General features: G+C 68.6%; 21 protein-coding genes. 6 read left to right on the top strand and 15 right to left on the bottom strand.

Annotated features, from left to right (window positions below):
* Positions 1-24: 24 nt before the first annotated feature.
* The 4 genes from NVS83_RS09525 to NVS83_RS09510 form a co-directional block, all read right to left on the bottom strand.
* A complete protein-coding gene (locus NVS83_RS09525; RefSeq protein ID WP_258739074.1) occupies positions 25-1338 on the bottom strand; it encodes an NtaA/DmoA family FMN-dependent monooxygenase in 1314 nt (437 codons plus the stop codon).
* Positions 1339-1343: 5 nt separating this feature from the next.
* Entirely contained in the window at positions 1344-2180 is an 837-nt protein-coding gene (locus NVS83_RS09520) for an ABC transporter ATP-binding protein (RefSeq protein ID WP_258739073.1), read from the bottom strand.
* Positions 2181-2999, bottom strand: coding sequence for an ABC transporter permease (locus NVS83_RS09515; RefSeq protein WP_258739072.1), 819 nt, complete (start codon positions 2997-2999; stop codon positions 2181-2183). It abuts the gene before it with no gap.
* A 127-nt stretch (positions 3000-3126) separates the two neighbouring features.
* On the bottom strand, positions 3127-4206 hold the full coding sequence (locus NVS83_RS09510) for a putative urea ABC transporter substrate-binding protein (protein ID WP_258739071.1): 1080 nt from the start codon (positions 4204-4206) through the stop codon (positions 3127-3129).
* A gap of 138 nt (positions 4207-4344) precedes the next feature.
* Between NVS83_RS09510 and NVS83_RS09505 the strand changes: the two genes are divergently transcribed.
* A complete protein-coding gene (locus NVS83_RS09505; protein WP_258739070.1) occupies positions 4345-4965 on the top strand; it encodes a TetR/AcrR family transcriptional regulator in 621 nt (206 codons plus the stop codon).
* A 26-nt stretch (positions 4966-4991) separates the two neighbouring features.
* Here the strand turns inward: NVS83_RS09505 and NVS83_RS09500 are convergent, their stop codons facing one another.
* From NVS83_RS09500 to NVS83_RS09475, 6 genes are all read right to left on the bottom strand, one after another.
* Positions 4992-5732, bottom strand: coding sequence for a glutamine amidotransferase (locus tag NVS83_RS09500; protein ID WP_258739069.1), 741 nt, complete (start codon positions 5730-5732; stop codon positions 4992-4994).
* Between the two features lie 104 nt (positions 5733-5836).
* Complete coding sequence (locus NVS83_RS09495; protein WP_258739068.1) at positions 5837-6304, bottom strand: tellurite resistance TerB family protein; 468 nt, start codon at positions 6302-6304, stop codon at positions 5837-5839.
* Positions 6305-6566: 262 nt separating this feature from the next.
* Complete coding sequence (locus NVS83_RS09490; protein ID WP_258732286.1) at positions 6567-7298, bottom strand: GntR family transcriptional regulator; 732 nt, start codon at positions 7296-7298, stop codon at positions 6567-6569.
* A 331-nt stretch (positions 7299-7629) separates the two neighbouring features.
* Complete coding sequence (locus NVS83_RS09485) at positions 7630-9138, bottom strand: tripartite tricarboxylate transporter permease (protein WP_258732285.1); 1509 nt, start codon at positions 9136-9138, stop codon at positions 7630-7632.
* Between the two features lie 15 nt (positions 9139-9153).
* Positions 9154-9654, bottom strand: a complete 501-nt coding sequence (locus tag NVS83_RS09480) for a tripartite tricarboxylate transporter TctB family protein (RefSeq protein WP_258739067.1) — start codon at positions 9652-9654, stop codon at positions 9154-9156.
* A 266-nt stretch (positions 9655-9920) separates the two neighbouring features.
* Entirely contained in the window at positions 9921-10931 is a 1011-nt protein-coding gene (locus tag NVS83_RS09475) for a Bug family tripartite tricarboxylate transporter substrate binding protein (RefSeq protein WP_258732283.1), read from the bottom strand.
* A gap of 732 nt (positions 10932-11663) precedes the next feature.
* Here NVS83_RS09475 and zwf point away from each other — a divergent pair.
* From zwf to edd, 3 genes are all read left to right on the top strand, one after another.
* Positions 11664-13139 (top strand): glucose-6-phosphate dehydrogenase, encoded by a 1476-nt coding sequence (gene zwf, locus NVS83_RS09470; RefSeq protein WP_258739066.1) that lies wholly within the window; start codon positions 11664-11666, stop codon positions 13137-13139.
* A 101-nt stretch (positions 13140-13240) separates the two neighbouring features.
* On the top strand, positions 13241-13942 hold the full coding sequence (gene pgl, locus NVS83_RS09465) for a 6-phosphogluconolactonase (RefSeq protein WP_258739065.1): 702 nt from the start codon (positions 13241-13243) through the stop codon (positions 13940-13942).
* A 104-nt stretch (positions 13943-14046) separates the two neighbouring features.
* On the top strand, positions 14047-15891 hold the full coding sequence (gene edd / locus NVS83_RS09460; protein ID WP_258739064.1) for a phosphogluconate dehydratase: 1845 nt from the start codon (positions 14047-14049) through the stop codon (positions 15889-15891).
* A 19-nt stretch (positions 15892-15910) separates the two neighbouring features.
* Here the strand turns inward: edd and NVS83_RS09455 are convergent, their stop codons facing one another.
* On the bottom strand, positions 15911-16993 hold the full coding sequence (locus NVS83_RS09455) for a DUF2125 domain-containing protein (protein WP_258739063.1): 1083 nt from the start codon (positions 16991-16993) through the stop codon (positions 15911-15913).
* 262 nt (positions 16994-17255) lie between these two features.
* Between NVS83_RS09455 and NVS83_RS09450 the strand changes: the two genes are divergently transcribed.
* Complete coding sequence (locus NVS83_RS09450; protein WP_258739062.1) at positions 17256-17828, top strand: gamma-glutamylcyclotransferase; 573 nt, start codon at positions 17256-17258, stop codon at positions 17826-17828.
* A gap of 136 nt (positions 17829-17964) precedes the next feature.
* On the opposite strand, the gene NVS83_RS09445 is transcribed toward NVS83_RS09450, so the two are convergent.
* The 4 genes from NVS83_RS09445 to ftsE all read right to left on the bottom strand — a co-directional run bounded on the left by NVS83_RS09445 (position 17965) and on the right by ftsE (position 20740).
* A complete protein-coding gene (locus NVS83_RS09445; RefSeq protein WP_258732275.1) occupies positions 17965-18291 on the bottom strand; it encodes a hypothetical protein in 327 nt (108 codons plus the stop codon).
* A gap of 127 nt (positions 18292-18418) precedes the next feature.
* The gene (locus NVS83_RS09440; protein WP_258732274.1) at positions 18419-19090 is read right to left on the bottom strand and encodes a YdcF family protein; all 672 of its coding nucleotides are present in this window, start codon (positions 19088-19090) and stop codon (positions 18419-18421) included.
* Positions 19091-19101: 11 nt separating this feature from the next.
* Positions 19102-20088, bottom strand: a complete 987-nt coding sequence (locus NVS83_RS09435) for a cell division protein FtsX (RefSeq protein ID WP_258739061.1) — start codon at positions 20086-20088, stop codon at positions 19102-19104.
* A complete protein-coding gene (ftsE, locus tag NVS83_RS09430) occupies positions 20081-20740 on the bottom strand; it encodes a cell division ATP-binding protein FtsE (RefSeq protein WP_258732272.1) in 660 nt (219 codons plus the stop codon). The genes NVS83_RS09435 and ftsE overlap by 8 nt, the downstream gene beginning before the upstream one ends.
* 217 nt (positions 20741-20957) lie before the next feature.
* Here ftsE and hpt point away from each other — a divergent pair, with 217 nt between their 5' ends.
* Entirely contained in the window at positions 20958-21566 is a 609-nt protein-coding gene (gene hpt, locus NVS83_RS09425; protein WP_258739060.1) for a hypoxanthine phosphoribosyltransferase, read from the top strand.
* The last annotated feature ends 26 nt before the right edge of the window (positions 21567-21592 follow it).

Below are 21592 nucleotides of genomic sequence, written 5' to 3'. Positions count from 1 at the left end.
CGGCTAAGCGGCTATGGGGCGGCGTCAGAATTCCCGCAGATTGTCGCGCAGGAGCTGGTGCTTGTATTCGGTGCGCACCAGTCCGCGCGACTGCAGCTCGGGCACCAGACCGTCGCAGATCTCGGTGATGTAGCGGCGCGAGACGCGCAGCACCGGCGTGGTGATCAGGAAGCCGTCGCCGCCGACCTCGGCCATCGCCGCGCCCATCTTCTCGGCCACCTGCGCGGGCGTGCCGATCAGCTCCATCGATGAGACGAGGCCGCCGCCGCCATCGGCCGCGAGCTGGCGCAGCGTCTTGCCCGAGCCCCATTGCTGGAACTTGTCGAGCGTGCCGGACTCGCCGTTGGTGACGAGCTTCTCGGGCAGCGGCTTGTCGAGCTCGAACTGCGCGAAGTCGATCTCGGTGATGGCGGAGATCGAGATCAGCACGTCGGTGACGAAATTGTCCGACATCGTGACGTTCCGGTAGCGCGCCTGCGCCTCCTCCTCGGTCTCGCCGAGGCTCGGGCAGATGCAGAAGAACACCTTGATGTCGTCCGGGTTGCGGCCGAACTTCTCGGCCCGGGCGCGGATGTCGGTGCGGAACTCCTTCATCCCCTCCACCCCGTTCGCCACCGAGACGATGGCGTCCGCGTGCTGGGCGGCGAAGTCGCGCCCGCGCGGCGAGGCGCCGGCCTGCAGGTAGACCGGGCGGCGCTGCGGCGAGGGCACGGTATTGAGAGGCCCGCGCACCTGGTAGTACTTGCCCTTGTGGTCGACGGTGTGGATCTTCGAGCCGTCGGCATAGACGCCGTTCTTGCGGTCGAGCACCACCGCGTCCGGCTCCCAGCTCTCGAACAGCTTGCCGACCACGTCCATGTACTCGTCCGCCATGGCGTAGCGGTCCTCGCGCGCGGGCAGCCTGTCCATGCCGAAGTTCTTCGCCATCAGGTCCTCGGCCGAGGTGACGACGTTCCAGCCGAAGCGGCCCTTGGTCAGGCTGTCGATGGTCGAGGACAGGCGCGCCAGCATGAAGGGCGGGTAGGCCATGGTCGACATGGTGGCGACCACGCCCAGATGCTTGGTCGCCATGCCCATGGCGACGGCGAGCGGCGCCGGATCGGCCTTCGGCACCATCATGGCGTGCTTGAGCGAGAGGTCGCGCGAGCCGCCATAGGTCTCCGGCACCATCAGCTTGTCCTCGATCATGATGAGATCGAAGCAGGCGCGCTCCATCGACTGCGCCATGTCGATGTAGAACTGCCCGTCCCAGGGATAGCCACCCTGGCCGAACGGCTCGCGCCACTCGTCGGGCGTGAAGTTCATGAACCAGGCGAGATGGAAGCGCTTGTCGGCCATTGACGTCAGTCCTTCACAAGGGCGCGGACGGCCGGGCCATCCGCAGGCAGGTCGTGGGAGGAGACGAGCGTGAGGCGGAGCTTCTCGCGCTCACTCTCGAAACGGTGGGAGTCGCGCACGGCGCGGATCTTGGCCTCGAAGTCGGAGGCGATGGTGGCGCCGAACCGCTCGGGGGCCTGCGGGTCGGTGCGCGGGCGGTCGACCGCGATCACGCGGGTGCCCAGCAGGAAGGCTTCGGAGAGATCGTGCGTGACCATGACGATGGTCATCTCGTTCTCCTCCCACAATTCGTGCACCAGCTCGTGCATCGACTTGCGGGTGCCCGGGTCGAGCGCGCCGAACGGCTCGTCGAGCAGCAGCACCTTCGGCTTCATGATCAGCGCCTGGGCGAGGGCGAGGCGCTGCTGCATGCCGCCGGAGAGCTGGGCGGGGTACTTGTCCGCCGAATCGGCGAGGCCGACCCGCTCCAGCAGCCCCATCGCCCGCGCCTCGAGCGCGCGCCGACGCGCACCGAACAGCCGGCCGAGCACCGGCGAGGCGGCCCATTGCGGGCCCAGCATCACGTTGCCCAGCACGGACTTGTGGGGGAACACCGAATAGCGCTGGAACACCACGCCGCGATCGGCGGTCGGCTCGGGGGCGATCGGCTCGCCGTCGATCAGGATGCGCCCGCGCGTGGGCGTCTCCTGGCTCAGCAGAAGGCGCAGCAGCGTGGTCTTGCCGACCCCGGAAGGGCCGATGATGACGAGGAACTCGTGGTCGTCGAGCGCGAGGTTGACGCGCTCCAGCACGACCCGGTCGTCATATTCCTTCCAGACGTTGTCGATGACGATCTTGGTCATTCAGGCCGCCTTGATCTTGTCCCACGGATAGGCGGCAGCGGAGAGCTTGCGCAGCACGTAATCCATGAGAAAGGCGAGCAGGGTGATCCAGGCGACGTAGGGAAGGATCACGTCCATGGCGAGATAGCGCCGCACGAGGAAGATGCGGTAGCCGAGCCCGCCCTCGGCGGTGATGGCCTCGGCGGCGATGACGAACAGCCACGCCGCGCCGAGCGAGAGCCGAACCGAATCGATGAGGCGCGGCATCACCTGCGGCAGCACCACGCCGGAGATCATCTGCCAGGTGGAGGCGCCGAGCGTCTGCGCCTTGACGATCTGCTCGGTGGGCAGCGAGGCCACCCTCAGCATCACGTCGCGGATGATGAAGGGGGCGATGCCGAACACGATCAGCACGATCTTCGACACCTCGCCGAGGCCGAAGATGATGAACAGGATCGGCAGCACGGCGAGCGGCGGGATCAGCGAGAAGGCGGCGAAGAAGGGCTCGAAAGTCGAGCGCAGATAGGGGATGAAGCCGACCACGATGCCGAGCACCAGCCCCACCAGCGCCGAGATGCCGAGCCCGAGGAACAGCCGCCACAGGCTGAGCCAGGTATCCCACCAGAACAGGTAGGTCTTGGTGGCGACGTCGACCGTGGTCGCCATGCGCACCAGCGTCGCCCAGAAGGTCGCGAGCGCCGGCATGAGCTTGTCGTTCGGCTCGACGGCAAGGCGCGCATTGGAGGCGAGCACGTAGATAGCCAGCACCGCGATGAAGGGCAGGGCGGCGAGGATGATGCGCACGCCCGGACGGGGCGCGTAGTTGATGATGCGGCGCATGGTCATGCCTTCCGGGCCGGAATGCGGGCCGAGGGGGCCGGAGACGGACGGGTCGGGCGGTGGTGTCGGTCGTGATCGGGCAGGCCGGTGCGGGAGAAACCGCGCCGGCGCCGCATCTCGGGCGCGCTCAGAGCTTGCCGTCGGCCGCTTCCTTGGTGAAGCTGGCGTTGATCCGCATCTTGATGTTGCCCTTGTCGCCCAGCACGTTGCCGTCGGCGACCTCGATGCCGATCGAATCGACGCTGGTCGCACCCTGGCCGAACAGGCCCTGGTCGAAGCAGAAGGTGCGGATGTTGTCCCAGATCTTCTCGTTGTCCGGCGAGGTCAGGAAGTCGTAGGCCTCGGTCGACGTGTAGAAGAAGTGGGTGGTGTCGATCTGCGACTGCAGCCCGCTCGCATCCGTGCCCATGGCGCTGGTCATGATGGCGCGCATCTCGTCCGCCTTCGGGCCGCCCGCCTTGAGGATGCCGAGCGCCTCGTACCAGGCGCCGATCACCGCCTTGGCGAATTCGGGGTTGTCCTTCAGCGTCGCGGTATGGGCGATGAACACGTCCATGATCTCGCCGGGGATCTTCGAGGAATCGAACAGCACCGTGGTGCCCGGCACCTTCTCCATGTCCTCGGTCAGCGGCTTCCAGGAGACCGCGTTCTTCACCGTGTCCTGCGAGACATAGGCGGCCGAGATGTCGGCGTCGGAGATGTTCACCGCCTTGGCGGAGGAGGTGTCCTCGATGCCGTTCATCTGCAGGGCGCGGTTCAGCAGGTAGTGCGAGACCGAATACTGCAGCAGGTAGACGTCCTGGCCGACCAGATCCTTCACGCTCTTGGCGGTCTTCGACATGAGGATGTCGTTGCCGTTCGAATAGTCGGTGATGAGGAAGACCGAGGTATCCACGCCGCCGGCCGCCGGCATGGTCAGCCCGTCCATCGAGGCGACGCCGACCGCGTCCATGTCGCCGGCGATGAACTGGTTGACGCCCCCGACATAGTCATTGGTCTGGATGAGCTCGACGTCGATGCCGTACTTGTCGGCCCATTTTTTCATGATGCCCGACTGCTTGAGATAGGCGAAGGGCATGAAGCCGATGTAGACCGTGTAGGCGAGCTTGAAACTCTTCTTCGGCGCGGCATCTGCGGGAAGCGAACCTGCAAAGGTCGCGGCGGCGAGGCCGACGGCGAGGGCCGCGGCCTGAAAGATACGCTTCATCGGGGCAGCTCCTGGTCGCTGAATTGGGCTGGACCAGACTATTAAACGGTGACTTAATATCGACTGCAAGCCCAACAAATGGGCATGCATAGCATACAGGCAAGGCAAAAAATTCCGTAGTTCTACGGAGGGGACACAATGACCGCGAAGGCGGCGAGGCGGCGCCTCAACCCGGCCGAGCGTCGGGAAATGATCCTGGAGGAAGCACTCCGGCTGTTCGCCGAGCGGCACTATTCGGTCGTCACCGTGCGCGACATCGCCATGGTCTGCGACATCAATGTCGGGCTGCTCTACCACTATTTCGAGAACAAGGACGACCTGGTGCGCTGCGCGCTGGGCCACGCGATCGAGCAGCTCGTCGCCGGCTACGAGCAGCGGCGCGTCGCCACCGGCAACCCGCGCGACGAGATCAACGCCTGGCTGGACGCCCATATCAGCTTCGCCCCCACCACCGCGCTGATGGTGAAGCTGATGTCGGACTATGCGAGCGCGGGCACCAGCGACCCCGCCATCGAGGCCATGATCGCCGGCTTCTACGCCCGCGAGAAGGTGTTGCTCGAGGACGCGCTGCGGCGGGGCATCGAATCGGGGCTGTTCCGGCCGACCGACACCGCCAAGACCGCGCGGCGCATCGGCCTGATGCTCGACGGCATCTTCCACGCCTCGGCGAGCCGCCGCGACGACCGGATCGAGGAGGACGTGCGCGACCTCGGCGAGTTCCTCGACCTGATGCTCACGCCCCAGTCAGACGCGGCCTGAACCGGCCCGGCGCGCCCGCCCGCCGCTCAGGCCGGCGAGACGCGCCCGCTCGCCAGCCAGTGGTCGAGAAAGGCGTCGAGCCACAGGCGGATGCGCCCGTCATGCTGCAGCCGGTCGAGGAAATGCGCGCGCGAGGGCCGCGCCCCGGGCAGGCTGAGCCGCTCGCTGCCGCGCACGGTCCAGCGGCACATCATCTGGTGCGTCACCTCGGGGTGGAACTGGATGCCGTAGGCAGCCGGCCCATAGCGGAAGGCCTGGTTCGGGAAGGTCTCGCCGGCGGCGAGCAGTTCCGCCCCCTCGGCCAGCTCGAAGCCTTCGCGGTGCCAGTGATAGACGTGGTCGGGCCAGAGTTCGCACAGGTCGGCCTCGGCGCCCGGCGGCGGCGCCAGCAGCGCCTCGGCCGCCCCGGTGGCGCGGATCGGGTAGTAGCCGATCTCCACCAGACCCTCGGGATGGGGCGCCACCCGCGCGCCCAGCGTGCGGGCCAGCATCTGCGCGCCGAGGCAGATGCCGAGGAACGGCTTGGTCTCGGCGAGCGGCACGCCGATCCAGTCGATCTCGGCCTTCACATAGTCATGGACGTCGTTGGCGCTCTGCGGACCGCCGAAGATCACCGCCCCGGCATGGGCGCCCAGCGTATCCGGCAGCGCCTCGCCGAGGCAGGGCCGGCGTATGTCCAGCGTATGGCCGCGCTCGACCAGAAGACGCCCGACCCGGCCGGGGGAGGAATGTTCCTGGTGGAGGACGATCAGGACGGGAAGAGGCATCGTCTCCAGCAGCGGTCAGGCGCGCGCGCGGCGCGGAGGAATGAATCGACAAGCAAGGAAGGCGCCAGATTCGGCGCTTTCGAGGCAGCGCGGCACCGGCGCGCTCATTCGTCCTCTCCGAATCCCTCGCGCACCTTCCTGCGGATCTGCACCCGGTCGCGCGAGCTGACATTGAGCAGCTCCGCCGCGCGCCAGACCAGATTGTCCTCGAACTCGGTCAGCCCGCCATCGGCATAGCCGACCTCGAACATCATCTCGACGATGCGCTGGCGTCCCTCGTCATCGAGCGCGCGGTTGAGCACGCTGGTGAAGGCGTAGAGGTCAACCGCCTCGGCGTCGCGCGCGATCGCCGCCTCCAGCAGCGCCTCGGCCTCGTTCTCGTCCATCGAGAAGCGGGCGGCGATCAGGCGGCGCAGCTTCGCCATCTCGTCGGCGCCGATCACGCCGTCGATGGTCACCACATGGACCAGCAGCGCCGCCGCCGCGAGGCGGTAGTCGTTCTCGGCGAAACTGGCCTCGTCGCGGACGCCGCCGGCGATCTCGGCAATAAAATCGGTCAGACTGCGCAGCATGCCGGCCGGCTCTCCTGCGTTCACGGGCGGACACAACGGGGTGGGTGGCGGGCCGGCTGGGACCCGCGCCTCGTCGGTATCGCAATCGCCGCCACGGCGCAACGCCGGCCCGGTCACAAGCACGCGCGGCCCCTCCCCGCCCCGGCCGGAACAAAAAGACCCGACGGGGTCGAGGAACCCGCCGGGGGAGAGGTCGGTATTCGGGCAACCCGTGCCCGGCCTGGAAGGACAGCGGCGCAATCGCGCCGCGGCCCGGACCCGTCTATTCGAGATAGTCGGCGAAGCGCGCCACATGGTCGGCGAGGCCCAGCGCGTGGTTGCGCACCAGAAGCTCGGCCGCGTCGGTGTCGCGCGCCTCCAGCGCCTGGATGATGGCGAGGTGGTCCTGGATCGAGCGGTCCGCCCGGTCCTCCTCGCCGATCGTCTTGCGCCGGATCATCCGCATATGGGTGAACAGGTTCTCGGCCAGGTTGACCAGGATGCCGTTGCCGCCCATGGCGATGATGGTCTGGTGGAACTGGATGTTCACTTCCGAATATTCGTCGAGCTTGGCGTGCGGAGCCTCGTCGCCCTCGTCGAAGGAGGCGAACATCTCGCGCAGCCGGCCGATTTCCTCGTCGGTCGCGTGCAGCGTGATCAGCCGGGCGGCGAGGCTTTCGAGCGCCGCCCAGACCTGGATCATCTCGATCACCTCGCGCTTGGTCTTGCGCACCACATAGATGCCGCGGCGCGGCACCGAGTGGACGAAGCCCTCGCGCTCGAGCTGGGCCATGGCCTCGCGCACCGGCGTGCGGCTGACCCCGAGGCTCTGGGCGAGCTGGCGCTCGTCGAGGCGCACCTCATGGGGCTGGTCGTAGATGTTGAGCGAGACGATGACTTCCTTGAGGGCCGCATAGGCGCGATTCTTGAAGGTCGACGTGTCCTCCAGCGGCGCGACGGAGAGCTTGGCGACCCCTCCGTTCACTCGGCGAATGGTGCTCTCGATGCTCATCATCGTGTCCATTTCCCGAGAAGTCGTGTCGCGTGGCCCCGGCCGGACCGTGACCCGGATGCGGTGTGAAAAGCGTAGAGCATGTGCATTGCCTCCCGTTCCCCGTTCCCGTGCGGTATCGCCCTGCCCGTCGCGGGCCGCCTTCTGGGGTGGGCGGCTGCGCAGCGCTCGGGCGCCCGTTTTGCCCGATCTCCGCTCTCCGGGGGTGAGGGAGCCGGCGGGGAGCGGCTCGGCCGCTCTTCGCATGGGCGGCGGCCGGACCTTGGGGGGATCCCGGCCGCTTCGAAGCCCGCCGCGTCGGGAGACGCGGCGGGCCGGTTCGTCGGATGCGTCCTCAGGCCGGCTGCGGCGTCGTGCGCAGCTTGGCGAGGAGGAGCGACACCAGCGGCCACAGGCCGGCCAGCAGGCCGAGGCCCATGATCGTCGACACCAGCGGGTTCGACCAGAAGATGGTGACCGAGCCGCCCGAGGTCAGCAGCGACTGGCGGAACGCTTCCTCGGCGCTGGGGCCGAGAACGATCGCCAGCACCAGCGGGGCGAGCGGGTAGTTGGTCTTCTTCAGCAGGTAGCCGAGAACACCGAACACCATCATCATCAGCACGTCGAACACGTTGTTGTTCACCGTGTAGGCACCGATCGCGCAGATCACCAGGATCACCGGAGCGATGATCGAGAAGGGGATGCGCAGGATCGCGGCGAACAGCGGCACGGTCGTCAGCACCAGGGCGAGGCCGACCACGTTGCCGAGATACATGGAGGCGATGAGGCCCCACACGAACTCGGACTGCTCGACGAACAGCATCGGACCCGGCTGCAGGCCCCAGATCAGCAGACCGCCGAGCAGAACCGCGGCGGTCGGCGAACCGGGGACGCCCAGCGCCAGCATCGGCAGCAGGGCCGAGGTGCCGGCGGCGTGCGCGGCGGTCTCCGGCGCCACGACGCCCTCGATCTCGCCATTGCCGAAGTTCTTGCCGTTCTTCGACACGCGCTTGGCGATGCCGTAGGACATGAACGAGGCCGGGGTCGCGCCGGCGGGCGTGATGCCCATCCAGCAGCCGATGATGCAGGAGCGCAGCGAGGTCACCCAGAAGCGCGGCAGCGTCTTCCAGGTCTTCCACACCACCTTTGGATCGATCTTCGCCGCCTTGCCGCGGAACTCGAGCCCCTCTTCCATCGTCAGCAGGATTTCGCCGATGCCGAACAGGCCGATGACCGCGATGAGGAAGTCGAAGCCGTTGAGCAGCTCGGTGAAGCCGAAGGTCAGGCGCAGCTGGCCGGTCACCATGTCGAGGCCGACGCAGGCGAGGGCGAAGCCGATCATCATCGACACGACGGTCTTGGCCGGCGGCTCCTTGCTCATGCCCACGAAGGAGGCAAAGGCGAGGAAGTAGACCGCGAACTTCTCGGCCGGACCGAACTGGAGCGCGAACTGGGCGACCAGCGGCGCGATCAGCGTGATCATGATGATGGCGAAGAAGGCGCCGACGAAGGACGAGGTGAAGGCCGCGGTGAGTGCTTCACCCGCCCGCCCCGACCGCGCCATCGGGTGGCCGTCGAAGGTTGTCGCCACGGACCATGGTTCGCCTGGAATGTTGAACAGGACCGAGGTGATGGCGCCGCCGAACAGCGCGCCCCAGTAGATGCAGCTGAGCAGGATGATCGCCGAGGTCGGCGACATGGAGAAGGTGAGCGGCAGCAGGATCGCGACGCCGTTGGCGCCGCCAAGACCCGGCAGCACGCCGATGATGACGCCGAGCAGGATGCCGATCACCATCAGGAGGATGTTGAACGGGTCGGCGGCTATCCCGAACCCGTGGTAGAGATTGAGGAAATTGTCGAACATGGGCGCTGTCCTTGGTCAGAGTCCGAGCAATGCCTCGACCGGCCCCTTGGGGAGCGGGATGAGGAACCAGCGCTCAAGCGTGATGTAGAAGAAGATCGGCACGCCGAACGCCACGGCGAGCGACAGCGGGATGCCGTATTTGCCCAGCCACACCATGAAGACGAAGATGAGCAGGATCGACGGGACGTAGATGCCCAGCGCCGGCACCAGGGCGACATAGATGCAGGAGGGGACGAGAACCTTCAGCACCTGCCCGAGCTGGCTGTATTCGGCGAAGAGCGCCACCGGATCCTCGCGATAGGCGGAGACCAGGTTCAGCACGCTGCAGCCGATGATGATGAGTCCGACATAGAAGGGAAAGAAGCCGGCCTGCGGTCCGCCGTCCCAGCCGGCTCCGACCTTGAGGCTTCCATAGACGACGATGAAGCCGAACAGCAGGGTCAGCAGCGCCGTGCCGAGTTCGACGGCACGCTGCTTGGGTCCCCCACCGCCGGCCCCTTGATGAGCCTGTTCCATCACGATTGTCTCCGAAAATCCGCGCAAAGGACCACCCGGCGGGACGAACCCGTCGGCGGTACGCTTGTCGCCAGCTCGCTCTATGTTTTCGTTGCTTTGCTTCGGGCCGCTCGGCGGGAAAGCGCGGCACCTGCCCTAAGGCACCGGCCCGAACTTCCCCGCCTCGATCCGCGGCTGACGTGATCCCTCCCGGGGGATCCGTTCCGTTCGGCCGGCACCCGGCCGGCCTTCAGGTCATCGGGCTTGCGACATCGGTCGCCCGCCGATCAGTTGCCAGCGATGAAGCCGGCTTCCTGCATCAGGTCCTTGTGGTTGGCCTCGGCCTGCTCGATCCAGGCCTTGAACTCGTCGCCGGCCATGAAGGATTGGTTGAAGGCACCATCCTTCATGAGCTGCTTCCACTCGGGGGTCTCGCGGACCTTCTTGAACACGTCGACGAAGTAGGCGACCTGCTCGTCGCTCACGCCCGGGGGCATGAAGATGCCGCGGAGCATCAGGTATTCGACGTCCACACCGGCCGACTTACAGGTCGGGATCGAGGACCAGGACTGGTCGCCGAGGATCTTGTCGGTGTAGGGGAGCTGCTTCTCGTCGAACACGCACAGTGGACGCAGCTTGTCGCCACGCCACTGGGAGACCGCCTCGATCGGGTTGTTGACCGACGAGTTGATGTGGCCGCCCACGAGCTGCACGGCCACTTCGCCGCCGCCCTTGTACGGGATGTAGGTCAGCTTCTTGCCGACCGCCTTCTGGAAGGCGACGGTGATGATCTGGTCTTCCTGCTTGGAGCCGGTGCCACCCATCTTGAAGGTGCCGTCAGGCTTCGCCTTGATGGCGTCGACATATTCCTGGACGGTCTTGTAGGGCTCCTGGGCGTTCACCCACAGCACGAACTCGTCCAGCGCCAGCATCGCGACCGGGGTCAGGTCCTTCCAGTTGAAGGGAATGCCGGTGGCGAGCGGGGTGGTGAACAGGTTCGACAGCGTAATGACGATCTTGTGCGGATTGCCCTTGCTGCTCTTCACGTCGAGGAAGCCCTCGCCGCCGGCACCACCGGACTTGTTGATCACCACGAGCTGCGTCGGCATCAGGTCGTGCTTGGCGATGATGCCCTGAAGCGTGCGGGCCATCTGGTCGGCGCCGCCGCCGGTGCCGGCAGGGACGATGAACTCGACCGGCCGGGTGGGCTGCCAGGCCGCCGCCGCGGGCAGCATGGACATGGCCGTCATGCCGAGAGCGGTCACCGCTCCAAGTCCGAAGGCTTGCAAGTGTTTCATTGGCGTTTCCTTCCCAAAGGGTTTCGCGAATGGCCGGATCCTTTGTCCGCCGGCCTTTTTTGGGTCCTTCCGCAGAGCCTAGCCGCGAAAGCACCGCGATCTCCGGCAGTCTTTCTTGTGTCTCTCAGCCGGATATTCCGTGGAATAAGTTGTACCAAGATTAGCTTTAAGCCAAGCCCCTAATTCTAAAGAGAAATGGTGCGACGCAAGGTCAACGGGTATTACATATTCCAATAATTATGTATTTGGCATAACAGTTCTGGTATACGTTATAATTCATGCCGTGTGCGAGATATCTTATTAATTAAGCCATTGTCGGAGAACGCCTTTTCGGATGGCCAATCCGGCTTCCCTAACGTCGCCTGTCGCAGGGTGAAGGGTGGATGTCCCAAGGGCAGACGCCATTTAGGGAAGGCGATGATTTCCTCTACGTCCTGTCGCCCTGCCCTGATTTTCACGCCATTCCCCCTAAATTTCGCCATTTTGCTGCGTTGCACAATATTTTTCTCGTCGCCGCAGGTGCTTCGCCGGCCGGCGGGGAGGCCCAAGGGGCGATCATCCCATGGTCGTGCAACCGTGGGACAAACCTCCGTGCGGGGCGGGGCCATCCCCATCGCCGCGCGGAATCGTTTTTGCTAGGAATCGGCAAACGCGGGAGCATGCTGGCCGGGAGCCGATGCCGGTCCAGCCATCGAGTTGCCGGACGCGAACTGATTTGGGAGACGCTGTTCAATGACCAGTCGCTTGATTCCGGTGGCTCCTTTCGTGCTCACCGTTTTCGGTGCCACGGGCGACCTGTCGCGGCGCAAGCTGCTGCCGGCCCTGTTTCACCGCGACATTGACGGGCAGATCCCCGACGACGCGGTGATCATCGGCGTCTCGCGCCGCCCGCTGAGCGACGAGGAATTCCGCAACTTCGCCCGCCAGGCGCTTGTCGACCACGTCGCCGAGAGCGACCTCGACGGCGGCGCGCTGGAGCGGTTCCTCGGCCGCCTGTCCTACATCGCCGCCGATGCCGACGCCGATCCCGGCTGGCCCGAGCTCGCGCACCGGGTCTCGGGCCTGCCCGGCCACATCCCGGTCTACTACCTCGCCACGGCGCCGCACCTGTTCGGCCCGATCTGCGAGCGGCTGGGCAAGTTCGGCCTCGCCGATCACGGCCGGGTAGTGATCGAGAAGCCGATCGGCAAGGACCTCGAATCGGCTCTCAAGCTGAACGAGCAGGTCGGCAAGATCTTCCCCGAGGACCAGGTCTACCGCATCGACCACTACCTCGGTAAGGAAACGGTGCAGAACCTGATGGCGCTGCGCTTCGCCAACGCGCTGTTCGAGCCGCTGTGGAACAACGCCCATATCGACCATGTGCAGATCACCGTCGCCGAGGCGCTCGGGGTCGAGGACCGCGCGGGCTATTACGACACCGCCGGCGCCATGCGCGACATGGTGCAGAACCACATGCTGCAGCTCCTGTGCCTCGTCGCCATGGAGCCGCCCTCCTCGCTGGAGGCCGACGCGGTACGCGACGAGAAGCTGAAGGTGCTGCGCGCGCTGAAGCCGATCGACGACCACAACATGGCGAGCGTCACCGTGCGCGGGCAGTACCGCGCCGGCGCCTCGGCCGGCGGCGCCGTGCCGGGCTATCTCGAGGAGCTCGGCTCCGAGCGCAGCGAGACCGAGACCTTCGTCGCCGTGAAGGCGGAGGTCGAGAACTGGCGCTGGGCCGGCGTGCCGTTCTATCTGCGCACCGGCAAGCGCCTCGCCTCGCGCGTGTCGGAGATCGTGGTCGGCTTCCGCCCGGTGCCGCATTCGGTGTTCGGCGACGCGGTGGGCGCCATCGTCCCGAACCGGCTCGTCATCCGCCTGCAGCCGGACGAGGGCGTCAAGCTGTGGCTGATGATCAAGGACCCCGGCCCGGGCGGCATCCGCCTCACCCACGTGCCGCTCGACATGAGCTTCGCCAAGGCGTTCAAGGTCCGCAACCCGGACGCCTATGAGCGCCTGCTGCTCGACGTGGTGCGCGGCAACCAGACCCTGTTCATGCGCCGCGACGAGGTCGAGGCGGCCTGGCGCTGGGTCGATCCGATCCTCAGCGCCTGGCGCGGCGCCAAGGACCCGCCGCGGCCCTACACCGCCGGCACCTGGGGCCCTTCCGCCGCCATCGCGTTGATCGAGCGCGACGGGCGCACCTGGCTCGAGGATGGCGCCTGAGCGGCGCCGCCCGGAAAGCCGGCGCCGGCAGGCGGGCTGACATGGCGCGGCAGGCGCCCGGTTATGGAACGGCGCCCTGCCGGCTGCGCCGAGGTTTGGAGATGGTCGTGAGCCACACGCTGCACGAATTCGCCGACGGCGTCGCCGTCGCGAACGCCCTTGCGGACTATGTCGCCGCCGCCCTCGCCGCGCGCGTCGAGCGCGACGGCCTGGCGAGCCTCGCCCTGTCGGGCGGGCGCACCCCCACACGCTTCTTCGAGGAGCTCTCGACCCGCGACCTGCCCTGGGACAAGATCGGCGTCACTCTGGTCGACGAGCGCTGGGTGCGCGAGACCTCCGACCGCTCCAATGCCCGGCTCGTGCGCCAGCATCTTCTGAAGGGCAAGGCGGCGGCGGCGCGCTTCATCCCGCTCGCCAACGACGCGCCGAACCCCGAGGCGGGGCTGTTCGCCGTCAACGAGTCGCTGGAGGAGCTGTCCTGGCCGCTCGCCTGCGCCGTGCTCGGCATGGGCGACGACGGCCATACCGCCTCCTTCTTCCCGGGCGGGGACCATCTGGAGGAGGCCCTCGACCCCGAGGGGACGCTCGGCCTCATCCCGATGCACGCGGAAGGCGCCGGCGAGCCGCGCATCACCCTCACCCTGCCGGTGCTGCTGGCGGCGGATGCGCTGGCGCTCCATATCGAGGGCATGGCCAAGCGTCCGGTGCTGGAGAAGGCGCTCGGCGAAGGCCCCGCGACCGACATGCCGATCCGCGCCGTGCTGCGGGCCGAGCGCCCGCTGGACATCTTCTGGGCTCCGTAGCCTCGCCGCGCGAGGCGCCACGCCCGACCGCGGTGCCGCCGGGGCACCGCCCGAGCCGACCCGGCCGGCACCCGCCGGCCGATGACGATCTTGAGGAGAGCAGCATGGTCGACGCCGTCATTCCGTCCAGCGTCAATGCCCGCCTTGGCGAGGTGACCGAGCGCATCGCCCGGCGCTCGCAGGACAGCCGCGCCCGCTATCTCGACCGCATCGCCGACGCCGCCCGCAAGCAGCCGGTGCGCCAGCAACTCGGCTGCGCCAACCAGGCGCACGGCTTCGCCGCCTGCGGGCCGGCCGACAAGGAGATGCTGCGCGAGGGCGAGGGCGCCAACCTCGCCATCGTCACCGCCTATAACGACATGCTCTCGGCCCACCAGCCCTATGAGCGCTTCCCCGACCTGATCCGCGCCGCCGCGCGTGCCGCCGGCGGCGTGGCGCAGGTCGCCGGCGGCGTACCGGCCATGTGCGACGGCGTCACCCAGGGCGAGGCCGGCATGGAGCTGTCGCTGTTCTCGCGCGACGTGATCGCGCTCTCCACCGCGGTCGCGCTCTCGCACCAGACTTTCGACGCCGTGGTCTATATGGGCATCTGCGACAAGATCGTGCCCGGCCTCGTCATCGGCGCGCTCAGCTTCGGCCACCTGCCGGCGGTGTTCATCCCCTCCGGGCCGATGACCTCCGGCCTGCCCAATGACGAGAAGGCCAAGATCCGCCAGCTTTTCGCCGAGGGGAAGGTGGGCCGCGATGCGCTGCTCGAGGCCGAGAGCCAGTCCTATCACGGGCCGGGAACCTGCACCTTCTACGGCACCGCCAATACCAACCAGATGATGATGGAGATCATGGGCCTGCACCTGCCCGGCGCCTCCTTCGTCAATCCCAACACGCCGCTGCGCGACGCGCTGACCACCGCCGCCGCCGAGCGCGCCATGGCAATCACCGCGCTCGGCAACGACTACGTGCCGGTCGGGCGGATGCTGGACGAGCGGGTGTTCGTGAACGGCATCGTCGGTCTGCACGCCACCGGCGGCTCGACCAACCACACGCTGCACGTCGTCGCCATGGCGGCGGCGGCCGGCATCCAGCTGAGCTGGGACGACTTCTCCGACCTCGCCGAGATCACGCCGCTGCTGTGCCGCGTCTATCCCAACGGCAAGGCCGACGTGAACCATTTCCACGCCGCCGGCGGCATGGGCTTCATCATCCGCGAGCTGCTCGGCGATGGGCTGCTGCATCGCGACGTCGAGACGGTGTGGGGCGGCGGGCTCGGCGCCTATACGCAGGAGCCGGCGCTCGCGGCCGACGGCGCGCTCACCTGGCGTGACGGCGCCCGCACCAGCGGCGACGAGGCGGTGCTGCGCGGCGCCGCCGCCCCGTTCCAGCCAACCGGCGGGCTCCGGCTGCTCTCGGGCGATCTCGGCCGCGCCGTCATCAAGACCTCGGCCATCGCCACCGAGCGCCACATCATCGAGGCGCCGGCGCGGGTGTTCCACAGCCAGGAGGAGCTGCAGGCCGCCTTCAAGGCCGGCGACCTCAAGGGCGACTTCGTCGCCGTGGTGCGCTTCCAGGGGCCGAAGGCGAACGGCATGCCGGAGCTGCACAAGCTGATGCCCCCGCTCGGCGTGCTGCAGGACCGCGGCAACAAGGTCGCGCTGGTGACGGACGGGCGCCTCTCCGGCGCCTCCGGCAAGGTGCCGGCGGCGATCCACGTCACCCCCGAGGCGGCCGATGGCGGGCCGATCGCGCTGATCCGCAACGGCGACCTGATCCGCCTCGACGCGGTGGCCGGCACGCTCACCGTTCTGGTCGACCCCGAAGTGTGGGCGGAGCGGGCGCCGACCCCGGCGGACCTGTCGGCCTCGCATGTCGGCGTCGGGCGCGAACTGTTCGCCTCCTTCCGCGCGGCGGTGGGCACGGCCGACACCGGCGCCACCATCTTCGCCATGCAGTGAGGCGCGCGCCCGGCGCCCGCTAGAGCACCGGGCCGATCTTGCCGAGCGGGATCATGCCAAGCGTGACCTGCCCGCGGCGGAAGGCGAAGCGGAAGCTGGAAGCGGGCGCGCCGTCGATGGTGGTGGGCGAACCCATCGCCATCATGGCCGGCGCCAGGTTCACCATGAAGTCGGGCATCAGCCCGGCGCTCGACAGCGCCCCGAACAGGGCCGGCGCATTGGCGAGCGAGAGGTCGAGCGCGCCGTCGAGCCGGCGGTGCGCGTCGAGCCCGAGCTCGCCGCTGGCGCTGACGACGCCGCCGGCGGCGCTGAGCTGGGCCTCGAGCAGCTTCACCCGGCCACCCGCCGCCTGCCACAGATTGATGCGCTCGAGCGGCGGCATGGCACGGAAGTCCGGCACCTGCGTCACCGTCGCCTGCATCTCGCCATCCACTTCCGGCCCCGCCGCCCCGGCGATGAACAGGCCCTTCGCACCCTTCACCGCGGTCGCAATGTCGAGCGTGCTGTCGGCCTCGCCCGGATGGTGGCGCACATGCAGCACCGCCTCGCGCGCGGTGAGCACGGTCGTGCCCTGGGTGGTCAACGTGTAGTCCTTGGCCAGCATCGAGACCCGCTCCGGCCGCCCGCCGCTGCCGACGCCGCTGAGCTGCAGCAGCGACCAGTCGGCGGTCGCCTCGCGCCCGGTCGCCGCCTCGGTGAGCTTCGCCGGGCCCTGGAACTCGGCGATGATGTGGCCGGGGTCCCAGACCTGCGCCACAGCATGCGCGCGCACGGCGGTGGCGGTCCATTTGTCGACGCCGGCGAACTCCACGGTCGGCTGGTCGCAGATCAGCTCGAAGCGGAACGGGAAGCCGCCGATCTGCCGGTTGGCGCAGCTCCAGGTCCGCCCCTGTACCGCCTCCGCCGCGATCCAGGCGTCGACCTCCTTGTCGACCCGGCCCGAGGCGTAGAACCACACCCCGCACCAGCCGAGCGCCAGCAATAGCAGCAGCGCCACCGGCAGCGTGATCAGCCAGCGCCGGTGGGAGCGGGGCGCGCTCGCAGGCGGCGGCGTCTCGCCGGTCGGGACGGCCGGATCGGAGGGGGCGTCGGGAAGGCTCATCGGCAGACTCCAGCGGGACGCGGGCGGAGGGCACATTCCTATGCCGGTGCGGCGCGCATATGGCGTGGCGGGACCGCCCCCGGGGCCGGCGCACGGACTGCGCTGTGCCCGTGGGCGGATCGTGGACCGGCGGAGCGCAGCCGGGCATCGTGCCCCCCCGCCCGGCATGCCGCGCGGCATCTTGCGCGCGATGGCCGGCTCGTGCGACGGCAGGGCTGCGTTTCCTTATCGAAGCCCTTAACCCGATTTTGGTCCCGCCGCCATGGACGTCATCCTTCCCGCTGACATCGACCCCGCTGCCGCCGATGGCTCGGGCGCGGGCGAGCTGTGGGTGTTCGGCTACGGCTCGCTGATGTGGAACCCGGGCTTCGACTTCGAGGAACGGGTGACCGGCAAGCTGATCGGCGCCCACCGCTCCTTCTGCGTACTCTCGGTGCACTGGCGCGGCACGCCGGAAAAGCCGGGCCTGGTGCTCGGCCTCGACCGCGGCGGGGCCTGCGTCGGCATCGCCTTCCGCGTCGCGGCGGCGAAGGCGGAGGCGACGCTCGCCTATCTGCGCGAGCGCGAGCAGGTGACCAACATCTATCGCGAGGCGGTGCGCCGGGTCTGGCTGAAGGACGGCAGCGCGCGCACCGTGCCGGCCGTCGCCTTCCTGGTCGATCGCGGCCACGCCCAGTATGCGGGCCGGCTGAGCCCGGACGAGCGCCTGCACCTGATCCGCCAGGGCCATGGCGTGGGCGGGCCGAACACCGACTATGTCAGCGCCACCGCGCGTCACCTCGCCGAGCTCGGCATCCGGGACGCGGAGATCGACTGGCTGACGCAGCGGCTGTGAGCCGCGCGGGCGCAATCGGACCGGTACCGAAACGATCCCTCGGCTCCCTGTGCCGCGATCCAGCCATGCGCCGCGTCGCAGCGGCGCATACGTGAGGACAGCGCGTGTCGGAAGCGAGCGCGTCAGGGCGACGTGCTCAGGACGGCGCGAGCGACCCGCTCTCGGTCTCGGGCAGGATGCGCAGATGGATCTCCTGCGCGCCCATGACCCGGGCCATCAGCCGGGCCTTCGCCCCGGCCGGACCCGACCATAGCGGAACGCAGCGCCCGTTCTCCGAGCGCACCGCCATCGCCACCGCGTCCGGATAGTCCGGCGCGTCCTCGACGGGATAGACCGAATAGACCTGCCGACGCCCGTCCGGGCCGCGCCAGAGCCGGAAGCGGCGCGCCAGCAGCGTGTCCGCCGCGCGCAGCGGGCCGTCGTCGGTGAGCGAATCGCCATAGGTGATGTCGTGTGTCATCATGGGAACAAATCTAGAACATCTGTGGATGACGTCAATGCGCCAGAATGGTTTCATTGAAGTGAATCCGCGATGCCGCCGATTGTTCCCGTCCGCCGGCTGCAACCGCACGCGTTTGGGATCGCGCGCTTCAGGACCGCGAGATGCCGGACTGCGGCGCCAGCGCCGGCCAGGAGCGCACGCCGAGCCAGGTGCCGACGAACTTCACATATTCGCCGAACAGCAGCCGCGCGCTCGCCAGCGTGCTGCGCAGGCCCTTCTCCTCGTCCTCGCGCGCCACCACCGGGAACGGCACCAGCTCGATGTCCGGCATGGCGCGGCGCAGCTCCACCAGCGCGCGCGGCATGTGCCAGGAGGAGGTGACCACGAGCAGCGAGTGGAAGCCGCGCTCGCGCGCCCATTGCGCGGTCTCGATGGCGTTGCCGCGCGTGTTCAGCGCCGAGCGTCCGAGCTCGACGCAGCATTTGAGCACGTCGTCGGGCACCTGCGCGGCGCGGCCGATCTCGGTCAGCGTGGTGCTGGGATGGACCCCGGTGATGAGCAGGCGCTGGCCACGGTGCTGGGCGAGCAGGATCGTCGCGTCGGGAATGCGCTCTGCCCCGCCGGTGAGCACGACGATGCCGTCGGCGCTGCGGGTCGGCTGAGCCTCCCGCCCCTGCAGGCTGGCGACGAACAGGGCGAAGCCGGCCAGCACCGACACCAGCGCGGCGACCACGAGCACCAGTGCGGCGCGGACGAGACGCCGGACGCGCCGCAGCGGGGCCTGCGTGCCGGCGGGATCGTGAGGGTCGGTGCGGGACACGAAGACGTCGCCTAGCTGATGCCGCGCAGGGTGCGGAACACCGTCACCCGCGAGGTGATCGCCGTCACCAGCGCCACCAGCACGGCGACGCCGAGAATGCCGCCATAGCCGCGCGGGTCGAGCCGCATGGCGCCGATCAGCGTGTCGGCCGGGTCGCCCGCGGCGAGCCAGCCCGGCAGCGTCGAGCCGAGGAAGAACAGCGCCATCGCCGCGCCGCCGCCGATCGCGCCGCCCTTGAAGCCGATAGTGAGGAAGTGGTGCTGGAACTCGCGGGCGATGAAGGTGTCGCGCGCGCCGATGAAATGCAGCACCTCGACGATGCCGCGCGCCGCGTCCACCGCCGCGCGGGTCGCGAACACCACGCACAGCACCGTCGCCGCCCCCACCAGCGCCAGTATGGCGAGGCCGATCACCACCACCGTGCGCGCGGTGGAGGAGAGCCGCTCGGTCCATTGCCGGTGGTCGTCGAGGCTCGCCGAGGGCACCTCGTTCGCGAGGCTGGCGCGCAGGTCGGCGATGGTCTGGCGCCCGGCATCCGGGCCGAGCGTCACCACCACGAGGCGCGGCACCGGCAGGTTCGACACGTCGAGCCCGGAGCCGAGCCAGGGCTCCAGCAGGTCGGCGGTCTCGCGCTCGTCGAGCGCGCGCGCGTCGGCGATGCCGGGCGTCTGCCGGGCGAGCGCGACGGCGCGGCTGAGCGCGGCAGCCACGTCGAGCCCGTCGCCGGGCTTGATCTCGATCGTGGTCTCGCGCGCGATGTCGGAGGTCCAGTCGGCGGCGACCGTGCGCACCGCGGCGACGCTGCCGATGGTGATGCCGGCAAGAAAGGTCATGATCGCCACCACCGCCACCAGCGCGTTGGCGGTGACGCTGGCGCGCGGCACGATCGAGCGGCCGGAGCGGGGATGCTCGTCCGGGTGCGCGTCGGCGCGGCGCAGGCGCAGCCGCAGGGGGCGGAGCGGGGTGTCGGGCTGTTGTGGAGAGGTCGCCTCAATCATAGACCGTCAATCGTCCCTGGTGGATGACCAGCCGGCGCGCGTCGAACTGGTCCATCAGCGCGATGTCGTGGGTGGCGATGAGCACGGAGGTGCCGCTCTTGTGCAGCTCGAGGAACAGCCGCATCAGCCGCCGGGCGAGGCCGGGATCGACATTGCCGGTGGGCTCGTCCGCCAGCAGGATCTCCGGCCGGCTGATCAGCGCGCGGGCGATGGCGGCGCGCTGCTTCTCGCCGCCCGACAGCACCGGCGGCAGCACGTGCATGCGTTCGCCAAGGCCCACCCATTGCAGCAGCTCCTGCACCTCGGCGCGATAGCCCGCCTCCTCGCGCTCCTGCACGCGCAGCGGCAGCGCCACATTTTCATAGGTAGTGAGGTGGTCGAGCAAGCGGAAATCCTGGAACACGATGCCGATGCGCCGGCGCATCGACGCCGTTTCATCGGGGGCGAGTTTGGCCGCATCGCGGCCAAACATGTTGATCAGCCCGCGCGTGGGGCGCAGCGACAGGAACATCAGCCGCAGCAGCGTGGTCTTTCCCGCGCCCGAGGGGCCGGTGAGGAACTGGAACGAGTGCGGCGGAATGCCGAAGGTGACGTCGCGCAGCACTTCCGGGCCCATGCCGTAGCGCAAACCGACATTCTCGAAACGAACCAAGGCTGTTCCCCAAGGATGGCCTGCGGCGGGGCGCTGCCGGCACGCGGTCGGCAGCACGGCGATTCACTCTGCTCGCGGCTTCTAACATAGCCTGCCCAAGGCGCGACAAAAGCGGGCGCGCAAAAGAGCGGCAACTGGACGGCGCGACATCGGCCGGTCATGGTGCCCGGCAAAAGCGCGGTCCGGAATCGGGCCGCCCATGCCGACGGGGAGAAAGATGAGCGACAAGACCGACCGTCCTGCTGGCACGCCCGCCGAATCCGCCCCCTCTGCGGCCGCCTCTCCCGCCGAGGCCGCCCATATCGAGGTGCTGTTCGACGCGGAGACCATCGCCGCGCGCAACCGCGAACTGGCGGCCGAGATCGTGGCGGCGAAGCCCGAGAAGCTCGTGGTGATCGCGGTGCTGAAGGGCAGCTTCGTGTTCGCCGCCGACCTCATCCGCGCCATGCACGCCGCCGGGCTGGCGCCGGAGGTGGAGTTCATCACCCTGTCGAGCTACCGCGACGCGCGGGTCTCCTCCGGCCAGGTCACGGTGCTGCGCGACATCGACAGCGACGTGCGCGGGCGCGACGTGCTGCTGATCGACGACATCCTCGAATCGGGCCGCACGCTCGCCTTCGCCAAGGACCTGCTCGCCGCCCGCGGGGCGCGGCGGGTGATGGTGTGCGTGCTGCTGGAGAAGCCGCAGAAGCGGGCGGTGCAGGTGGACGCCGATTTCGTCGGCTTCGAGTGCCCGGACTATTTTGTGGTCGGCTACGGCATGGACGTCTCCCACGCCTACCGCCAGCTTCCCTTCATCGGCCACATCCCCGGCCAGGAAGGCTGACCCCCGCACCCCGGCCCCGGTGACGA

This window comes from Ancylobacter mangrovi, from assembly GCF_024752335.1.
In the GTDB taxonomy this organism is placed as follows: Bacteria; Pseudomonadota; Alphaproteobacteria; order Rhizobiales; family Xanthobacteraceae; genus Ancylobacter; species Ancylobacter mangrovi.
This window is presented reverse-complemented; position numbering and strand designations above follow the sequence as displayed.